General features: G+C 61.9%; 22 protein-coding genes and 1 tRNA gene. 9 read left to right on the plus strand and 14 right to left on the minus strand.

The genetic code is table 11. The annotated features are described in order from the left end of the window. Positions 1–15: 15 nt before the first annotated feature. The 3 genes from RHP72_RS21150 to RHP72_RS21160 are packed head-to-tail and all read right to left on the minus strand — an operon-like array spanning position 16 to position 1581. Positions 16–447 (minus strand): DoxX family protein, encoded by a 432-nt coding sequence (locus RHP72_RS21150; protein WP_003946228.1) that lies wholly within the window; start codon positions 445–447, stop codon positions 16–18. Positions 448–495: 48 nt separating this feature from the next. Beyond that, on the minus strand, positions 496–855 hold the full coding sequence (locus tag RHP72_RS21155) for a GntR family transcriptional regulator (protein WP_003946225.1): 360 nt from the start codon (positions 853–855) through the stop codon (positions 496–498). 42 nt (positions 856–897) lie between these two features. Beyond that, the gene (locus RHP72_RS21160) at positions 898–1581 is read right to left on the minus strand and encodes an SDR family oxidoreductase (RefSeq protein ID WP_003946268.1); all 684 of its coding nucleotides are present in this window, start codon (positions 1579–1581) and stop codon (positions 898–900) included. 94 nt (positions 1582–1675) lie between these two features. Here RHP72_RS21160 and arsC point away from each other — a divergent pair, with 94 nt between their 5' ends. Beyond that, positions 1676–2029 carry an arsenate reductase (glutaredoxin) gene (gene arsC, locus RHP72_RS21165; protein WP_003946209.1) on the plus strand — a complete coding sequence of 118 codons (354 nt, stop codon included), beginning with the start codon at positions 1676–1678 and terminating at the stop codon, positions 2027–2029. Between the two features lie 13 nt (positions 2030–2042). Here arsC and arcA read toward each other — a convergent pair whose 3' ends face one another. After that, positions 2043–3260, minus strand: a complete 1218-nt coding sequence (gene arcA / locus RHP72_RS21170; protein ID WP_003946210.1) for an arginine deiminase — start codon at positions 3258–3260, stop codon at positions 2043–2045. Positions 3261–3359: 99 nt separating this feature from the next. On the opposite strand from arcA, the gene RHP72_RS21175 reads away from it, so the two are divergent. Together RHP72_RS21175 and soxR are read left to right on the plus strand one after the other, a co-directional pair. After that, on the plus strand, positions 3360–3848 hold the full coding sequence (locus tag RHP72_RS21175) for an FABP family protein (protein WP_003946270.1): 489 nt from the start codon (positions 3360–3362) through the stop codon (positions 3846–3848). Between the two features lie 5 nt (positions 3849–3853). Continuing rightward, positions 3854–4333, plus strand: coding sequence for a redox-sensitive transcriptional activator SoxR (gene soxR / locus RHP72_RS21180; protein ID WP_003946250.1), 480 nt, complete (start codon positions 3854–3856; stop codon positions 4331–4333). Here the strand turns inward: soxR and RHP72_RS21185 are convergent. From RHP72_RS21185 to RHP72_RS21195, 3 genes are all read right to left on the minus strand, one after another. After that, positions 4319–4801: a DUF2505 domain-containing protein gene (locus RHP72_RS21185; RefSeq protein ID WP_030536322.1), complete on the minus strand. Its 483-nt coding sequence runs from the start codon at positions 4799–4801 to the stop codon at positions 4319–4321. The two genes, soxR and RHP72_RS21185, sit on opposite strands and share 15 nt — an antisense overlap. A gap of 48 nt (positions 4802–4849) precedes the next feature. Continuing rightward, positions 4850–5695 (minus strand): SDR family oxidoreductase, encoded by an 846-nt coding sequence (locus RHP72_RS21190; RefSeq protein ID WP_007729029.1) that lies wholly within the window; start codon positions 5693–5695, stop codon positions 4850–4852. A gap of 145 nt (positions 5696–5840) precedes the next feature. Further along, complete coding sequence (locus tag RHP72_RS21195) at positions 5841–5996, minus strand: hypothetical protein (RefSeq protein WP_003946253.1); 156 nt, start codon at positions 5994–5996, stop codon at positions 5841–5843. A 479-nt stretch (positions 5997–6475) separates the two neighbouring features. Between RHP72_RS21195 and RHP72_RS21200 the strand changes: the two genes are divergently transcribed. Further along, positions 6476–6892, plus strand: coding sequence for a helix-turn-helix domain-containing protein (locus tag RHP72_RS21200; RefSeq protein ID WP_003946231.1), 417 nt, complete (start codon positions 6476–6478; stop codon positions 6890–6892). A gap of 60 nt (positions 6893–6952) precedes the next feature. On the opposite strand, the gene RHP72_RS21205 is transcribed toward RHP72_RS21200, so the two are convergent. Continuing rightward, on the minus strand, positions 6953–7954 hold the full coding sequence (locus RHP72_RS21205) for a hypothetical protein (RefSeq protein WP_047272490.1): 1002 nt from the start codon (positions 7952–7954) through the stop codon (positions 6953–6955). Further along, a complete protein-coding gene (locus RHP72_RS21210) occupies positions 7951–8451 on the minus strand; it encodes an ImmA/IrrE family metallo-endopeptidase (protein ID WP_003946241.1) in 501 nt (166 codons plus the stop codon). The genes RHP72_RS21205 and RHP72_RS21210 overlap by 4 nt, the downstream gene beginning before the upstream one ends. Positions 8452–8629: 178 nt before the next feature. Here RHP72_RS21210 and RHP72_RS21215 point away from each other — a divergent pair, with 178 nt between their 5' ends. Together RHP72_RS21215 and RHP72_RS21220 are read left to right on the plus strand one after the other, a co-directional pair. Continuing rightward, a complete protein-coding gene (locus RHP72_RS21215; RefSeq protein WP_311093783.1) occupies positions 8630–9502 on the plus strand; it encodes a hypothetical protein in 873 nt (290 codons plus the stop codon). 2 nt (positions 9503–9504) lie between these two features. Continuing rightward, positions 9505–9747 carry a hypothetical protein gene (locus RHP72_RS21220; RefSeq protein WP_158170056.1) on the plus strand — a complete coding sequence of 81 codons (243 nt, stop codon included), beginning with the start codon at positions 9505–9507 and terminating at the stop codon, positions 9745–9747. A 292-nt stretch (positions 9748–10039) separates the two neighbouring features. On the opposite strand, the gene RHP72_RS21225 is transcribed toward RHP72_RS21220, so the two are convergent. The 5 genes from RHP72_RS21225 to RHP72_RS21245 all read right to left on the minus strand — a co-directional run bounded on the left by RHP72_RS21225 (position 10040) and on the right by RHP72_RS21245 (position 14173). After that, a tRNA-Ala gene (locus tag RHP72_RS21225) sits at positions 10040–10115 on the minus strand. Between the two features lie 102 nt (positions 10116–10217). Next, complete coding sequence (glpR, locus tag RHP72_RS21230; RefSeq protein WP_007727521.1) at positions 10218–10952, minus strand: gephyrin-like molybdotransferase receptor GlpR; 735 nt, start codon at positions 10950–10952, stop codon at positions 10218–10220. 267 nt (positions 10953–11219) lie between these two features. Continuing rightward, on the minus strand, positions 11220–11855 hold the full coding sequence (locus RHP72_RS21235) for a GNAT family N-acetyltransferase (RefSeq protein ID WP_007727523.1): 636 nt from the start codon (positions 11853–11855) through the stop codon (positions 11220–11222). Between the two features lie 21 nt (positions 11856–11876). Continuing rightward, positions 11877–13136 (minus strand): gephyrin-like molybdotransferase Glp, encoded by a 1260-nt coding sequence (gene glp, locus RHP72_RS21240; protein ID WP_003946353.1) that lies wholly within the window; start codon positions 13134–13136, stop codon positions 11877–11879. 125 nt (positions 13137–13261) lie between these two features. Then, a complete protein-coding gene (locus RHP72_RS21245; protein WP_003946415.1) occupies positions 13262–14173 on the minus strand; it encodes a UTP--glucose-1-phosphate uridylyltransferase in 912 nt (303 codons plus the stop codon). A 59-nt stretch (positions 14174–14232) separates the two neighbouring features. On the opposite strand from RHP72_RS21245, the gene RHP72_RS21250 reads away from it, so the two are divergent. The 3 genes from RHP72_RS21250 to RHP72_RS21260 all read left to right on the plus strand — a co-directional run bounded on the left by RHP72_RS21250 (position 14233) and on the right by RHP72_RS21260 (position 16058). Then, a complete protein-coding gene (locus RHP72_RS21250) occupies positions 14233–14811 on the plus strand; it encodes a 5-formyltetrahydrofolate cyclo-ligase (RefSeq protein WP_030536326.1) in 579 nt (192 codons plus the stop codon). Between the two features lie 111 nt (positions 14812–14922). After that, entirely contained in the window at positions 14923–15234 is a 312-nt protein-coding gene (locus tag RHP72_RS21255) for an FmdB family zinc ribbon protein (RefSeq protein ID WP_003946378.1), read from the plus strand. Between the two features lie 77 nt (positions 15235–15311). Then, positions 15312–16058 (plus strand): SAF domain-containing protein, encoded by a 747-nt coding sequence (locus tag RHP72_RS21260; RefSeq protein WP_047272494.1) that lies wholly within the window; start codon positions 15312–15314, stop codon positions 16056–16058. Positions 16059–16066: the final 8 nt, after the last annotated feature.

The raw sequence follows: 16066 nt of genomic DNA on the forward strand, positions 1-16066 counted from the left end.
GCCTTCTCACCCCGATCAAGCTGGGGTTTTAACCCAACCGTTGCCCTTGCCGATCAATCCGTCGATGCTGATGCGTCCTGCGCCGATAACAGCGATCAAGAGCGAACCGACACCGAGTGCGACGACGAGTTCATAGCCGCCGTTGTCTATGAAGACGCCCTTGTCGGCGTGCACGATGAAGAACGCGCCGACCATGTCGAGGAACAGCAGTGCGCCGACGAGCGGGGTCAGCAGACCCGCGATGAGCAGGATGCCGCCACCGAGTTCGATGGATGCTGCCAGAACTGCAGAAATCTTGGGGAGCGGGGCGCCCATCCCTTCGAATGCGGCCTGCGTTCCGGCGATCTTGTAGGTGAAGAACTTCTGCCAACCGTGGGCGATGAAGATGATCCCGAGGCCGACACGGGCGATGAGGAGTCCGAGGTCACGAGCAATCGACGAATTCATGAGCCAAGACTGACAGCTTTAAGTTGAAGCGTCAACTTAATCAATGTGTCACGCACCTCTCAATGCCGACTCCACCATGGCGACGATCTCAGTGTCGGAGTACCCGAGCGAGCGGACCTTATGCGCAAACGCGGTCGCCGCCTGCTCCGCCTGCGCCTGCACCGGATCGGTCCCCGAAGCGATGAACGTCCCTTGCTTTCCCCTCGTCTCGATCACGCCCTGATCGCTGAGCGCGCGATAAGCCTTCGCGACGGTGTTGGCCGCCAATCCCAGCTCCGAGGCCAATGCACGCACCGTCGGGATCTTGGTTCCCGCAATCAATCCGCCGCCGTGAACCTGCTCGATAATCTGTTGCCGCAGTTGGTCGTACGGAGCTGTGGAGGAATCGTGTTCGATCGCGATCTTCATCGTCACCCTCGTCGTATCTTCTCGGTCACAGCATCTTCTCTCTCACAAACCCTCGATCGCTTCGCGGATCGTATGCGGGCCGGAGGTCAGAACCAATATCTTGCCGACACTGGACGGCGCGTCGATGAGCGCTTCGATCACTGCGGCGACATCTGCACGAGGCACAGAGCCTCGATCGACGGGCGGCTCTGCAAGAAGGACTTCACCGGTGGGGTCGTCGTCTGTCAGAAGGCCTGGCCGAAGAATCGTCCAATCCAGCGAAGTCCTTGTCTTCAGGTCTTCCTCTGCTGCAGTCTTCGCCCGCAGGTAGGCGGCAAAAACCTCGTCGGTGTTCTCCGGTATTTCGTCACCAGCACCCATGGCGCTGATCTGTATGAACCGACGCACTCCCGCTTTCTCGGCGGCATCGGCCAACAGCACCGCCGCAGCTCGGTCTACGGAGTCCTTCCGCTCGATCGAGCTACCAGGTCCGGCGCCCGCGGCGAAGACCGCGACGTCGGCACCGTCGAGTACCTTCGCAACTTCCTCGACCGTGGAGGATTCCAGATCGATCACCACGGGGAACGCGCCGAGTGTGCGGACCGCACCCTCGTGCGCGGAGTTGCGGATCAGCGCTACCGGCCGATCACCATGTCCTGCCAGCAGGTACGTCAGGTGCTGCGCGATCTTGCCGTGCCCACCGGCAATGACCACGCGCCGTTCGTCCACACTTCGATGTTCCGTCATCGTTTTCTCCTCACAAGTCGGTACTTCAAGTGCAGCGCGCCGGAGGTGTCCGTTGTTCCCCTGTTTGTCCCACGAGTTCGGACACAGAGGCAGAATGACGGACATGGCATCTGCAACCATCTTCCACAATCAACGGTGCAACACGTCGCGGACTGTTCTCGGACTTATCCGCGACGCCGGCATCGAACCGACCATTGTGAAGTACCTCGATACTCCGCCTACCCGATCCGAGCTGGAAAAACTCCTCGCCGACGCCGGCCTCGAGCCCAGCCAAGCCGTTCGCAAGCGCGAAACGCAGTACAAGGAACTCGGGCTCGCCGATGCATCCGAATCCGAGATCCTCGACGCGATGATCGAGCACCCGATTCTGATCGAACGCCCGTTCGTGGTCACCGACAAAGGCACCGTCCTCGCGCGGCCTGCAGCCAAGGTGGAAGAAATTCTCTGACAGCGTCGACGGCTTACAGCGGATCGCGGGCGATCGGGCAGGACATGCACCGAGGACCACCTCGGCCGGACCCCAGTTCCGAACCCGCGATTCGCAAAACCTCGATACCCGAGGCCTCCAGCCTGGCGTTCGTTTCGACGTTGCGCTCGTAAGCGACGACGACGCCAGGCTCGACGGCGAGGGTGTTGTTTCCGTCGTCCCACTGCTCACGCTCGGCAGTCACCGTGTCGAGTCCGGTGTCGATCACACGCAGTTTTCCGATTCCCATGGCGTCGGCCGCCGCTTCGAGGAACGGCGTCGCACCGCGAATACTCACCCCGTCGTCCTCCTTGCGCAGAGTGAACGCCGCCAGGGTGTCCTGAATGGCCGGATACATGACGACCGCGTCGGCCTCGACCATGGTGCAGACCGTGTCGAGATGCATCGACGCTCGACGTTGCTCGATCGGAACAACCAACACCGTGTGGGCGAGGCCGTCGTCGAACACGCTACGCGCCAATGCTTCTGCTCCGGCGGGTGACGTACGTTCACCGACACCGATTGCGATCACCCCCGGCGCGAGAAGCAGCACGTCACCTCCCTCGACAGGAGCCGTGTGCGACTCGTACGCGCGGCGCACGCCTTTGAATCGAGGGTGATGCGCGTAGACGAGATCCGTTATCGAGGATTCGCGAGCTCGCGCTGACAACGCCAAGGACGTGATGATGACCCGTGGCCCGACCCAGAACGACGAATCACGGGTGAAGAGCAAGTTGGGCAACGGGTCGATCACGAAGTCACCGCCGTGATGCATCCTGCGCACCAACGAGGTCGAGTCGGCATCGATCGGCAATTCGTCGAACGTCATTCCTGCAGTAAGGATCGACGAAAGCTCCTTCGGCTCCACCTTTCGCAGGTAGGCGGCCAGGTGTTGCCCGAGCGCGTGGCCGATCTTGCGTGCGTCGACGGCGGCCGCGATTCCCTGGATCCTCGCTGCGCCACTGACCTCGAGCGCCTCGGTGAGGAGATCGGACAAAAGCAGTACCTCGACGCCGCGCTCACGAAGGACGGTCGCAAACTGATCGTGTTCTTCCTGCGCGCGGTCCACCCACGGCAACGCGTCGAACAGCAGCTCGTCGTTGTTGCGCGGAGTCAATCGTTTCAACTCGTCGCCAGGACGATGAAGAATGACCGATCGCAATCGGCCCACCTCGGAATCGACACCGAGGGGGACGGAGCCAGAAGCGTTCATGAGTGAACACTAATCCCGTAGGCCCCACCCAGCAGGGACAAGCAGCTGTCGTACCGGTCCGCGTAACGTCTGATCCGACGCAGGCGAGAGGACCAGGCAATGAGTAGTACGGATCAGGCGGCGCTGAACGGCGCCGGAATCGAGAGGTTCACCGGGCGCTGGGTCGGCGCTGGAGCCGGACATTTCCCCACCATCGACGACTTCGAGTACTCCGAGGAGATCGAGTTCGCGCCCACCCCGAAACCGTTTCTCACCTACTCGTCGCGCACTCGTGGGCTCCCCGACGGACGACCGCTTCACATGGAATCGGGATACCTGCGCCCAACACCGGGTGGTGAGCTCGAATTGCTGGTCAGCCAGCCCACCGGATTCGTCGAGATCCATCGCGGCACCCTCGACTCCGAAGGCACTCTCGCCTTGACCCGTCTCACGCTCGCAGCATCACCCGACGCAAAACCGGTTCACGACGTTCGGCGAGTCATGCGCGTTCAGGGCGACACGCTGACATACGACCTGTGGATGGCGCACGGCGACACCCCGCTGACGCATCATCTCCACGCCACCCTCCACCGCGCGACGGACCGGTAGTCGCCATGGAGATGCCGTCGTGGAAGGCAAAGGAACTCACGCCCGGCCAGCTCTCCGAGCGCAGCGGTGTCGCCGTCTCGGCCCTGCATTTCTACGAACGAGAAGGCCTCATCGTCAGTCGCCGGACCAGCGGAAACCAGCGCCGATACCAACGAGACACGCTTCGACGCGTCGCCTTCATCAGAATCTCGCAACGCGTCGGCATTCCGCTGTCGGAAATCAGAGAGGCCCTCGGCACACTTCCTGAAGGCCGTACCCCGAACCGCGCAGATTGGGAAAGATTGTCGACCGGGTGGCGGCGCCACCTCGATCTACGCATCGAGCAACTGGAACGTCTACGGGACAACCTCACCGGTTGCATCGGTTGCGGGTGCCTCTCGTTGGAGGGGTGCGCCCTCGCCAACCCGCACGATCAACTCGCATCCGCCGGCCCGGGTGCGCGCGTTCTGGAAGTAGATTTCGGTGCAGGCTCAGGCGAGAAATGACTCGACGGCGTCCCGATCGCGCCCCAGCAAGTCCTCGACGGTCTTCTTCAGCAACTTCTCGATCTGGCCGCCGATGATCGGCATCTTCACCTCAGCCGTTCCGTCGACGACCAACCGCGTGCAGGACTCGGCGGCGGTGAGATCGAGCGTCGTCTCGATTCGGATCGGCAGTCCCCGCGCGATTCCGGTGACCGACCCTGCTGCACGCCCGTCCGACAGAGGTCCCCACCGATCGACCCGTTTCAGACCGAGCCGACTCGGCGCAACCTTGGCGACCAGGCTCGGGAGGGAGGCGGAGTCGATTTCCTCGGACACGGATACTTCGATCGATCCGTCTCGAACTTCGATGTCCGAGGTGGCATAAAGGTCTCCGAGTCTGCCTTTCCAATAATTCGGGTCGGTCAAAGTTCGATGCACGTCGTCGATCGGATATTTGAATTCGATATCGAAGTGAAAACTCTTCGGCATGACTTTGGTCCCTATTCGACTAGATAAAAGTCCCGGCGGAGTTAACGCTCATCGCTTGAGCAATTTACTGAACTGGTCGTTCGCTTTTTGCATCACGAACTCGTAAGGCAGGGCGAATTTGCGCGCCCACCAGTATCCGAATCGGATGTCATTGGACGTATATACGAGGTACGTATTCTTCTCGATTCCCCGCAGAATGCACGACGCCACCTTCTCCGGGGAGACAGCACGCGCCTCGAACCGGTGCGTGAGTTTTTCGACCCGCGGGTCGTTCCTGTCGATACCCGCTATTTCCACGGTTCCCACCAATGGCGTCTTCACCCCACCCGGCACAACCAGACTGACCCCGATTCCGTGCCGCTTCAGATCGAATCGCAGCACCTCGGACACCCCGCGAAGGCCGAACTTGCTCGCACTGTAGGCGGCGTGCCACGGCAGGGCCAAAAGTCCGGCAGCCGAAGACACGTTGACCAGGTGTCCACCCTTGCCGGCACGAATCATGGGTGGAACAAACGTCTCCATGACATGGATCGGCCCCATCAGGTTGACGTCCACCATGGACTTCCAATGCCGATGTTCGAGGTTCTCGATAGTTCCCCACGCTGAAATGCCGGCGATATTCATGACGACATCCATCGAAGAAAATTGAGTGTGAATCTCGGTACCGAATTTCACGACCTCGTCGTAGTCCGAGATATCGAGTGCCTTCGCCATGCTGACCGTGCCGCCGCCGGCGCCGACCATCGCGACCGTCTCTTCCAATCCGACGCTGTTGATATCGGTGAGAAACAATTCGGCGCCGACCTCTGATGCACGCAGCGCAGTTGCACGTCCAATTCCACTACCGGCGCCGGTGATCAGGCATTTCTTGCCGTCGAGCGACCTTACAGACATGGATGAACACTCCCCCGCACTCGTACTGTGGACATGCGGGAAAGTCTACGCACGCACGGTGCGGCCGCCCTGAAACACGCAAGACGACCTGCGGGACACGGCCGTACTCCGCGCAAACACCGCACAGAGACGACCGCAGCGAGCACTAGAGACGCTGCATCATCTGCTCTTGATAGCCCTTGACCGTACGGTCGAGTTCTTCCGCCGCTACATCGTCCCCACGCTTGCGTGCGTCGTGGGCTCGATCCTGAATTTCACGGATTGCGCGGCGCAATTCATCATCGCTCATCGTGTGTTTCATGTCACAATTCTGCACCCACCCGGAGGGTTTAGCTAGCACAGATCGCAATCCGGCAAACCGTTCAAGGTTCAACCCGGAGGTGATCCGCATGACATCGCAACCAGCCACCCTGATCGCGACCCTAAACCTTCAAACATCGCTTGAACTGCAGTTTTTCAATCGAAATAGTTGTGAAAAACCAGGCTAACGCATAGCTAATATCGCCAAAACGGGTAAAAGGTTTGATATTGGGCGGATTGGCCAAGTACTGGAAGGTTCGAATAGCGCAGTCGTAGCTGCACATTTCCGTGTGGCGGAAACTCAATGTGCGCTGAGACATAGCTGAGCACTCATTGGGCGGACGAATCGAATCTCGGACACATTTGACAACTAGTCCACTAAACAGACTACGGTGAGCTACCGATCGGTTATCCGCGTGATACCGTAGGATTCACTGAACGGACAATTGCTAGCTAGAGAGGATTACGGGGCGGTTCACAATGGCTGACTTTGCAGAACGATTGAACAAACTGTTCGACAGTGTTCATCCTCCGGGGCGCAAACCCCATACCAACGCCGAGGTTGCGGCAGCGCTCATCGAAGACGGCCATCAGATCTCCAAGCCGTACATCTCGCAGCTCCGCTCGGGACAGCGCACCAACCCCTCAGACGAGACAGTCGCAGCCTTCGCCCGGTTCTTCAAGGTGAAGCCCGACTACTTCTTCAACGACATCTACGCAGCCAAGATCGATCACGATCTCGAACTGCTCTCACAGCTCCAAGGCTACGGGCTTCGCCGCCTCTCGAGCCGTGCATTCGACCTCTCGGAAGAATCGCAGAATCTACTCACCACGATGGCTGAAAAGCTCCGCGCGAGTGAAGGTTTGCCAGAGGTTCCGCCTGACGCGTCACGCTGATGTGACCGTGCTGAAGCACTGACTCGATCTCGAGCACTGCAATGACATGGAGTAGGTCGACTACGAACGTCGACCTACTTTTGTCGTTTCATCGAGTTCTTTCGCCAACAACAACACCCAGCGGCGCGCCGACATCTTCTCAGGAGGCGCAATCCACCTGGTGTCCAACACATCCGAGGCCAAGGGATCGGCGATCCACCCCGCCAAAATCCCCGCGTGTGCAGTGACGGCCCGCGGCGGTTCCTGACCACCGACGTCGAACATCCCGGCGCCGGACTGGATGTACATCGCATCCATGATCTGCGCGATCATGTCCGATGCCCGCAGCACAGACGTACTCCCGGCGCTGTCCGCGTCGACTACCTCGGGGAATCGCTTGACGAGAAGCGCGTGCATCCGCCGCAGCCGGTACAGATCTCGTCGCGCACGTAACCAGGTCTCGAGAAGCACCCACGTGATGCCCAGCGCAATCAGAACACTCGAGGCAGCGATGAACCACACCCCTGCGCCCGTCCAGATATCCGATTCGAGTGCGCCGGTGCCACCGATCGATTCGACAAGCATCACGACGACCACGACGAGCAGGATCGACGAACCGGTCACGATCAACGCGATTCCGCGCCCCAACGGCGCCCACGCAACGTGCCGTAGCCCCGTCGAAATGACAAGGGACAGAGCGACGACGATAAAGATCAGGGCCGGCGCCGGGTAGCCGAAGAGAACCGCGATCGCCACCAGGAGCCCCACCGAGTACAGCACGGTGGCGAGGCCGCGCATAGCCGGACGTGACATCACAGGCCAGGCAGACACGGCGCCGACTGCACTGGCCGCAGACAACGCTGTCCACAAGACGATGACGATCATCGCGGCGGCATGCTGCTCCGGCGCAATGCGATCGACGATGTCCCATACCGCCGGCACCATGACCGTCGACGACAATGCGACCGAGAAGCCTGCAAAGACCATCGACATTCGCAACGGCGTCGCGGTGCGCGCGACAACTCGACCCAGTCTCGCGCCGGCTGCAACCCAGACGAGAAGGGCCACAGCCCAAAAGATCATCCGATCGCCTCGTCGTACCGCAACACCGACAGCGGTGTCCCACGGCCACTCATCGTTCGCAGACGCATGATCAACATCGACGCGAACGTCTCGGCTTCCCACTCCGCGATGTCATCCATCGGCACGGGTTCGTTGCGCCGCAGAGAACGTTGACTCAACATGTAGGCGATCAAATCGTCACTGACCTCGAGCGTCGCCTCGGCGATCTCGGCACCCTCGTGCCGAAACACTATGTGCCCCAACTCATGTGCCAGAGTTCGCTCGACATTGGGAAGTCCGGGGGCCAAGACAATGACGTCGTGGTCGTCGTAGGCTCGGCGCTGACCGCACACTCCGGTGGCGAGCGGGGTTTCCAGATCGATCTCGATCGGGCGCCCACGCTCGCGGGCGACTGTCTGCACTACCGTCAGCAGTGACACAGCCTCCGACGACGCTGCTGCGTCGCATACGGCATCCACCGCGGCCAGAACGCGGCGATGTGAACGTCTGTCCGGCACGACTCACGCACCTCCCTGTGATCCGGGTGCCAGGAATTCGGCACGCGCGGCAGCCAATCGTGCCTTCTGCAGCGATGCTCCGCGGAAAGTCAGTGCTCCCGCACCGGCCGCTACCACTGCCATTCCGCCTACACCGCCGGCGACGGCGGCGGCGTTGAGAATCGGCGGAAGCCCTTGAGTGAACGCCGTCGGAAATGCCTGCGGGTTGTCAGTCGGAGCCGCGACGTTCGGAACGTTCGACGGTACCTGCGGAGCTACGGGTGCGGGTGCGGCCAGAACCTCGGGTGCGGAAGGGGCTGCGACTGCGCCCGGCGCAGCGTTTGCCGGTCCACCGGCAGAGGGTGCAGGCGCTCCGCCGCCCGCTGACGGTCCCTGCGGATCAGACGGTCCAGCCGGCGGAGCCGCTACCGCGGACGACTGCTCGGAACTCGGCTGCGATTCGGAAGGAGACTGTGTCTCGGAGGGTGCTTGGCCCGAAGGACTCTCGGTCTGCGAAGTTGCGTTGGTCGCGGGGGAAGCGCTGCTGCTCGGACGTTGCGACGCCGAAGGGTTGGTCGTGGGCTCAGTCGTGGTCGGCTCAGTCGTCGTGGTCGGCTCAGTCGTCGTGGTCGGCTCAGTCGTGGTCGGCTCAGTCGTCGTCGTCGGCTCAGTCGTCGTCGTCGGCTCAGTCGTCGTCGTCGGCTCAGTCGTGGTCGTCGGCTCAGTCGTGGTCGTCGGCTCAGTCGTGGTCGTCGGCTCAGTCGTCGTGGGCTCAGTCGTCGTCGTCGTCGGCTCAGTCGTGGTCGGCTCAGTCGTGGTCGGCTCAGTCGTCGTGGTCGGCTCAGTCGTGGTCGGCTCAGTCGTCGTGGGCTCAGTCGTGGTCGGCTCAGTCGTCGTGGTCGGCTCAGTCGTCGTGGTCGGCTCAGTCGTCGTGGGCTCAGTCGTGGTCGGCTCAGTCGTCGTGGTCGGCTCAGTCGTCGTGGTCGGCTCAGTCGTCGTGGGCTCAGTCGTCGTCGTCGGCTCAGTCGTGGTCGGTGTCGGTGTCGGAATTACGGTCGTGCCGCAGTTGTGACGGTGACAATGCCAGCCATAGTTGCCGTTGCCGTTGTTGCCGCCACCGTTGCCGTTGTTGCCGTTGTGACCGCCACCGTTGCCGTTGTTATTGCCACCGTTGTTGCCGTAATTGCCGTTTCCATTGCCGTTGTTGCCACCACCGCTGTTGCCGCCAGGTTGGGCGGCGACGATGGCGGGGAAGACCGATACGGCAAGGACGCCGATACCCATCAGGCACATCACAGCAACAAGCATCATCGCTAGCCGTCGTGGCTGGCTCATCGACATTCCTCCCCGACACATACGTCCGACCTGCGGAAAACTGCGGCAGACTCACCGTGCCTATCGCACCGGACACACCCTCGTTACATTTCCGGCAAACATGTATCCGCCCAAGGATCATCCCTCACTTGGAAGCTCAACGGTCCGGATCAGCGGTCGCAATCGTATGAAACGGCGCACACTCAGATCGAATCTTCGCAATTCGGGCAGGCCCTGAAAATGCAGGAAAGGGTCGTTCAACTTTCGTTGAAAGACCCTTTTCGCTGGTACTTCTTGGTGGAGCTGAGGGGAATCGAACCCCTGACCTCTTCGATGCGAACGAAGCGCGCTACCAACTGCGCCACAGCCCCGTGCCACCGCCTCAGCGGTGCTCGGCAACTCTAACAGGAACGAATACTCCCGTTGGAATCACCCGACACGAACTTTCGGCCCGACAAGATCGGCCCAGAAGATCACTGACCGGACGCGCGACGCATCTCGGTGTGCCTGATCTCTTCTTCGTAGTGATCCAGGTGATCGAACACCGGATCTTCGTCGTCGACCTCGAGGACAACCGCTCCTGGCCGACGCAGTCGCGCCGGAATCAGGCGAAGCTCTTCGTCGGTGTGCGATTCGACTCCGAGTCGCGATCGGTTGAGGCGTTCGGTACGACGGCGGCGAATCTCCTGCTCGATCCGAACCTGCCGACGCAAGTACGCCATGTACCCGCCGAGGCCGCACACGGTCAGCGCAAACAACCACCACACCATCGGCGAGATGATCAATGCGAGAGCGCCCGAGAGAATCGCGACGAACGCAAGGCCCAGCAACGTCCGCTGACGGAATGCATACCGCGCCTCCCGGGCGATGGCATCCGCTTCGGGGTCGAATCCGCCTCGGCCGCGCCGAACCGGAACAAATTCTCCGACCGGTGCACGACCGCCGGCGTAGTCGTCTTCTGCGTGAGTGTCCATCTGGTCCTCCGCGTCGTAGCTGCTGCGCACTGGTTCTGGTTGCCAGTTCGGATCGCTTCGATGTCCTGCTGCCGGCCCGCGCTGAACAGGGTTGCTGTCGCCGCGGTGGAGTACTCGAGTCGCGAGTGCCGCGTCACTCGTCTGCCGGATCCTGGGGCGCTTGTTGACAAGCATCGGCACCAGGACGAACAGCCACACGGCCACCAGCCCGATCCACACGAATGAGCTAGGCATGCCGCGGCCTCCTCCCGATCACCTACCAGCACCTATGCCAGCCGTTGACGAGTCAAGGTTAACGGCCGACGCCCTCGCATCGTTGCCGACGCGCCGAACCCCACCATACTCATGTGTCACACGCGTACCGAACTGAACTTCCGGTTCAGTCCCAAAAGTCTCAAGTTCTGGTTGAATCAAAAACCACATTTTCCCGACCGAAAGTAGGACTACTCAGCGGTAACTGCTGTTTAGCTCGCGTTTCTCACGCTTCTGGCGCCGTCTTCGTCACACCCACGAAGCGCGTCCGGACCGCACCAATCTGTCGACGACGGTGGTGGGTACTTCCTCGATGGTCATTCCGACCAGAAGATGATCACGCCATTGGCCGTCGACATCGAGGTAGCGCTTGAGAAGACCTTCCTCCCGGAACCCCACGTTTCGTAGGACTGCGCGACTCGACGCGTTCTCCGGCCGAACAGTGGCCTCCACTCGATGCAGACCGACCTTCGAGAATGCGTGATCGAGTGTGAGTGCAACGGCAGCTGTGGCTACGCCCCCACCGGTCACGTGCGAGGCGACCCAATAGCCCACCCAGGCGGACCGCAGAGCGCCGCGCACCACATTTCCGATGGTGACCTGCCCGCAGTACTTCCCGTCGAGTTCGATCACCAGGGGGAGGATCCTGCCCTTGCGCGCTTCGGAGCGAAGGTTTCCGCACAGGGACGGCCAGACGGTGATGTGGTGGCGAGCATCCCAGGGCGATTCTCCGGTGGGCTCCCACGGCTCGAGGTGCTCGCGATCGCGAATGCGGAGACGACTCCACACAGCAGCGTCACGGAGCTTCACGGGGCGGACGGTCACCACTCCCGCGGGCACTCGCAGCGGGCCGAGATCTTCCGGCCATCCTGGATGGACTGACATCACACCCCACTCGGGTCGGCGTTACCCACGTTGGGCGAGAAAAGCTACGTCGACTTCTTCACCGATGTGCACTTCGGTGACGTCTCGATCGACCAGAACCAAGCAATTGGCTTCCGCCAAGGTCGCGAGGAGATGTGAGGACGCACCGGGCGCACCCCCGAGGGCCTGCACCAGGTACTCCCCTGTCGCTTCGTCACGCATCAGCTGACCACGCAGAAAACCCTTGCGATCGGCAATCGACGTGATCGTTCCCACTGTCCGCGCCTTCACTACTCGCCGCATCGGCTGGCGGCGTCCGAGCGCGATTCTGATCAGCGGGCGAACCATGACTTCGAATACCACCAGTGCGCTGACCGGGTTGGACGGTAGGAGAAAGGTCGGAACCTCGTCCCTTCCCAGCTTTCCGAAGCCCTGCACTGATCCCGGATGCATGGCAACGCGCTCCACCTCGAGTGTCCCCAGGTCGGCAAGCGCCTCACGAACCTCGTCGGACGCTCCGCCGCCCACGGCACCGGCGATGACAACGATTTCCGAGCGAATCAGCTGTCCCTCGACTACTTCGCGAAGACGACGCGAGTCGTTGCCTGCGATTCCCACACGGTTGACGTCGGCGCCGGCATCGCGCGCTGCGGCGGCGAGGGCATACGAATTGACGTCGTAAACCTGACCGGGTCCCGGCGTGCGATCCACGTCGACGAGTTCTCCACCGACGCTGATGACGGAGAGGCGCGGACGCGGATGGACGAGTACTTTGTCGCGGCCGACCGCGGCAAGCAACCCGACCTGTGCGGCTCCGATGATGGTGCCTGCCCGAACGGCCACGTCGCCCGGCTGGACGTCGTCGCCTGCACGGCGAACGTAATCGCCCGAACGCACCGGCTCGAAGATCCGAACGCGAGCGCGACCACCGTCGGTGTTCTCGAGCGGAAGAACTGCGTCGGCCAGCGTGGGCAACGGCGCGCCGGTGTCGACTCGGACGGCCTGGCGAGGTTGCAAGCGGATCGGTTGGCGTGAGCCCGCCGTCACCTCACCGACCACCGGCAAGCTGAGGTCGGTAGGCTCGCCGTCCTCGCCTCGGAGGTCGGCTCCGGCGCCGGCGACATCGACACTACGAACCGCGTAACCGTCGATGGCAGCTTGATCGAATCCCGGCAATGGGCGTTCGGTCACCACTTCCTCGGCACACAGCAGTCCCTGCGCCTCCGAGATGGCGACCCGAACCGGACGGGGTGCCACTGCAGCAGCGGTAACCCTGGTCTGCTGCTCCTCAACCGACCGCATCTGGTCCGCGTCCTCCTGTGTCTGGAAATTCGGTGATATCCGTCAGCTCATGATGCCTTGCCGCCGAAAAGGGACAAGCACATTGATACTGCGTTATCGGGCGATCAACCACCGTGGCGACACGCTCAGCGGTCGAGCCGATCCGCGAGCCACTTACGCAAGGACGGGCCGTAATCGTCACTGTCGAGTGCCAGGTCCACCGAAGCGCGGAGGTACCCGCCGGGGTTGCCCAGGTCATGACGCGTTCCGCGGTGCACCACCACGTGAACCGGATGGCCCTCGGAAATCAGGAGAGCGATGGCGTCGGTGAGTTGCAACTCACCGCCGGCTCCCGGCTCGATGCGACGAAGTGCGTCGAAGATCGCACGATCGAGCAGATAGCGACCTGCAGCGGCAAAGGTCGACGGCGCGTCTTCCACAGCCGGCTTCTCGACCATGCCGACGACCTTGAGGACGTCGGGATTGACCGCGTCGGGAACGATCTCGACGTCGAAGACGCCGTACGCGCTGACTGCGTCTTTCGGGACGTCGATTGCACAGAGAACGGACCCGCCGCGCTTGGCACGAACACGCGCCATGATCTCCAGGACGCCACGCGGTAGTACGAGATCATCGGGCAGAAGGACCGCGATGGCGTCTTCGTCGTCGTCGAGAACCGACTCGACGCAACCGACTGCATGCCCGAGGCCGAGGGGCTGCTCCTGAATCACGGAGTCGACTTCGAGCAAACCCGGCGCTTTGCGCACCTTCGCCAGGGCAGCGAGTTTTCCGCTTGCTTCCAGCTTGCTTTCGAGCACGAGATCCTCGACGAAGTGGGCAACCACGCCGTCTTTGCCCGGGGACGTCACGATGACGAGCCGCTCGGCTCCCGAGTCCGCAGCTTCACCTGCCACCAGTTCGATACCCGGTGTGTCCACGACCGGCAGCAATTCTTTCGGAACCGTCTTGGTGGCAGGCAGGAAACGCGTACCAAGTCCGGCTGCGGGAACCACGGCCGTACGGAAGGCCCTCGTGCTGCTAGCGACAACGTCTGTCATGCCAACACCTTAGCCGCCGCTTGTTACCGCTCGGTCAGCACGACGAATATCGTTGCGGGGTGACACCTCAGACAAAAGCACAATGGCGACAAATCACACTCGCAGCACGTGATGCAGTCTCCGAGCACACTCGAAACACGGAAACTGCGGCGTTGATCACGCACATACGTTCAGTGATTGTCGACGGCTCGGTCGTCTGTGCGTACGTCCCCACCCGCACCGAACCAGGATCCACCGATTTGCTCGACGCCGTTGCCGAGATCGCTCAGCGTGTACTACTTCCGATCACCGGGGAGCCGGGACCGTTGTCCTGGGTCGAGTACAGCGGCGCGGACGGTTTGCGTCCCGCGAAGTACGGCATTCGGGAGCCTGTCGGACCCGTCTTGCCACCGGAAGCCCTGTCCGACGTGGAATGCATGCTTGTCCCTGCTCTCGCGGTGGATCTTCGCGGAACACGCCTCGGCCGTGGCGCAGGCTTCTACGACCGGACGCTCGGGTCGGTCGGACCACAGACTCGGCTCGTGGCAATTGTCAGAGACTCCGAACTCGTCGAGGCCTTGCCTGCCGACGACCACGACATTCCCATGGGCTGGGCATTGACGCCGCGCGGCGGCCTCACGCAACTCAAAGGCGATTGATCTGCGGGAATAGATCCCTGATTAGCGCTGTTGGCACTGTCACTTGTAGAGTGCTAAAGGCTGCGGTGTAAATACGCGGCTGCTCGAACATCACAGTGCGGAGGAAGCCCGGTGCCCACCTACTCATACGCATGTACGGAATGTGACAACCGTTTCGACATCGTCCAGTCCTTCAGCGAAGATTCGCTGACGGTCTGCCCAGCTTGCTCAGGCAAGCTCCGCAAGCTGTTCAACTCTGTTGGCATCGTGTTCAAGGGCAGCGGCTTCTACCGCACCGACAGCCGCGGCGGCTCCGGGACTGCGAGCGAGCCCGCCAAGAGTGATTCGGCACCCGCTGCGAAGTCCGAGTCCAAGTCGGACTCCTCTTCGACATCGAGTTCGTCGACCAGCACGCCGGCGCCCGCAAAGGCTGCCGCGAGCTGATTTCCACAACCTCCGGGTTGTCCACAGTTTCACATGGTTAGGGCCGGAAGCACCGCTTCCGGCCCTAACGTGCATGAATGCCGTCAGCACGTTCTCGCTCGCCGAGGCGCTCCGATCCACTGCGCGCCCAACTCGATCTCAGCCCGAGCACCTTCGATCGCGTCGTCGAACTGACACGGGGCACACGATTCCGCACGGCGACAGTCCGTAAGATCGCAGCCGTTGTCCTCGCCACACTCGGCGTTGTTCTCTTCTTTCGAGGCGATCCCGCGACCGATACGGTCGCCGTAGTTGTCTCGAGCCGCGATCTCACTCCGGGGCAGGTGATAGCGGATTCGGATGTCGAGATGCGAGAGATCGACTCGAAACAACTTCCCGAAGGAGTTGTCTCCGACACCGACCTGGTAGTCGGGAGAACCGTTGCCGGCCCGATTCGCTCCGGAGAAACCGTCACCGACGTGCGCGTTCTCAGCCCACGGCTGGCCGGGTTGTCGGTAGGAACCGACGACGCCCGCATCGTCCCCGTCCGATTGGCCGATGCGGCCGTCGCGGACATGTTGCGCAGCGGGGACGTCGTCGACGTCCTGACCGTCGGCCCTGACACATCCCGCCCAGACACGCCCCACCCCGACACACCCAACGAATCAGTTGCAGACAAGGCCCCACAAATTCTTGCGGCAGGAGCGGTAGTCGCGTTGGTCACCACATCGGAAAGTACACGTAACCAGCAGGAACAGGTGATTTTGCTGGCCCTGCCGACACCAGCAGCCAACGTCGTAGCCGCGGCATCTCTGTCCAATGCGATCACCGTGACATTCCGCTGACCGCACAA

This window comes from Rhodococcus sp. SG20037 (genome assembly GCF_031763325.1).
Classification (GTDB): domain Bacteria; phylum Actinomycetota; class Actinomycetes; order Mycobacteriales; family Mycobacteriaceae; genus Rhodococcus_F; species Rhodococcus_F qingshengii.

What these genes read in the sequence shown, in the direction of transcription:
- RHP72_RS21235 (WP_007727523.1), bottom strand. Translation starts at nt 11,855, where the DNA reads ATGTCAGTCCATCCAGGATGGCCGGAAGATCTCGGCCCGCTGCGAGTG.
- RHP72_RS21195 (WP_003946253.1), bottom strand. Translation starts at nt 5,996, where the DNA reads ATGAAACACACGATGAGCGATGATGAATTGCGCCGCGCAATCCGTGAA.
- RHP72_RS21175 (WP_003946270.1), top strand. Translation starts at nt 3,360, where the DNA reads ATGAGTAGTACGGATCAGGCGGCGCTGAACGGCGCCGGAATCGAGAGG.
- RHP72_RS21260 (WP_047272494.1), top strand. Translation starts at nt 15,312, where the DNA reads ATGCCGTCAGCACGTTCTCGCTCGCCGAGGCGCTCCGATCCACTGCGC.
- arsC (WP_003946209.1), top strand. Translation starts at nt 1,676, where the DNA reads ATGACGGACATGGCATCTGCAACCATCTTCCACAATCAACGGTGCAAC.
- RHP72_RS21245 (WP_003946415.1), bottom strand. Translation starts at nt 14,173, where the DNA reads ATGACAGACGTTGTCGCTAGCAGCACGAGGGCCTTCCGTACGGCCGTG.
- arcA (WP_003946210.1), bottom strand. Translation starts at nt 3,260, where the DNA reads ATGAACGCTTCTGGCTCCGTCCCCCTCGGTGTCGATTCCGAGGTGGGC.
- RHP72_RS21200 (WP_003946231.1), top strand. Translation starts at nt 6,476, where the DNA reads ATGGCTGACTTTGCAGAACGATTGAACAAACTGTTCGACAGTGTTCAT.
- RHP72_RS21190 (WP_007729029.1), bottom strand. Translation starts at nt 5,695, where the DNA reads ATGTCTGTAAGGTCGCTCGACGGCAAGAAATGCCTGATCACCGGCGCC.
- RHP72_RS21155 (WP_003946225.1), bottom strand. Translation starts at nt 855, where the DNA reads ATGAAGATCGCGATCGAACACGATTCCTCCACAGCTCCGTACGACCAA.
- RHP72_RS21150 (WP_003946228.1), bottom strand. Translation starts at nt 447, where the DNA reads ATGAATTCGTCGATTGCTCGTGACCTCGGACTCCTCATCGCCCGTGTC.
- soxR (WP_003946250.1), top strand. Translation starts at nt 3,854, where the DNA reads ATGGAGATGCCGTCGTGGAAGGCAAAGGAACTCACGCCCGGCCAGCTC.
- glp (WP_003946353.1), bottom strand. Translation starts at nt 13,136, where the DNA reads ATGCGGTCGGTTGAGGAGCAGCAGACCAGGGTTACCGCTGCTGCAGTG.
- RHP72_RS21160 (WP_003946268.1), bottom strand. Translation starts at nt 1,581, where the DNA reads ATGACGGAACATCGAAGTGTGGACGAACGGCGCGTGGTCATTGCCGGT.
- RHP72_RS21185 (WP_030536322.1), bottom strand. Translation starts at nt 4,801, where the DNA reads ATGCCGAAGAGTTTTCACTTCGATATCGAATTCAAATATCCGATCGAC.
- glpR (WP_007727521.1), bottom strand. Translation starts at nt 10,952, where the DNA reads ATGCCTAGCTCATTCGTGTGGATCGGGCTGGTGGCCGTGTGGCTGTTC.
- RHP72_RS21205 (WP_047272490.1), bottom strand. Translation starts at nt 7,954, where the DNA reads ATGATCTTTTGGGCTGTGGCCCTTCTCGTCTGGGTTGCAGCCGGCGCG.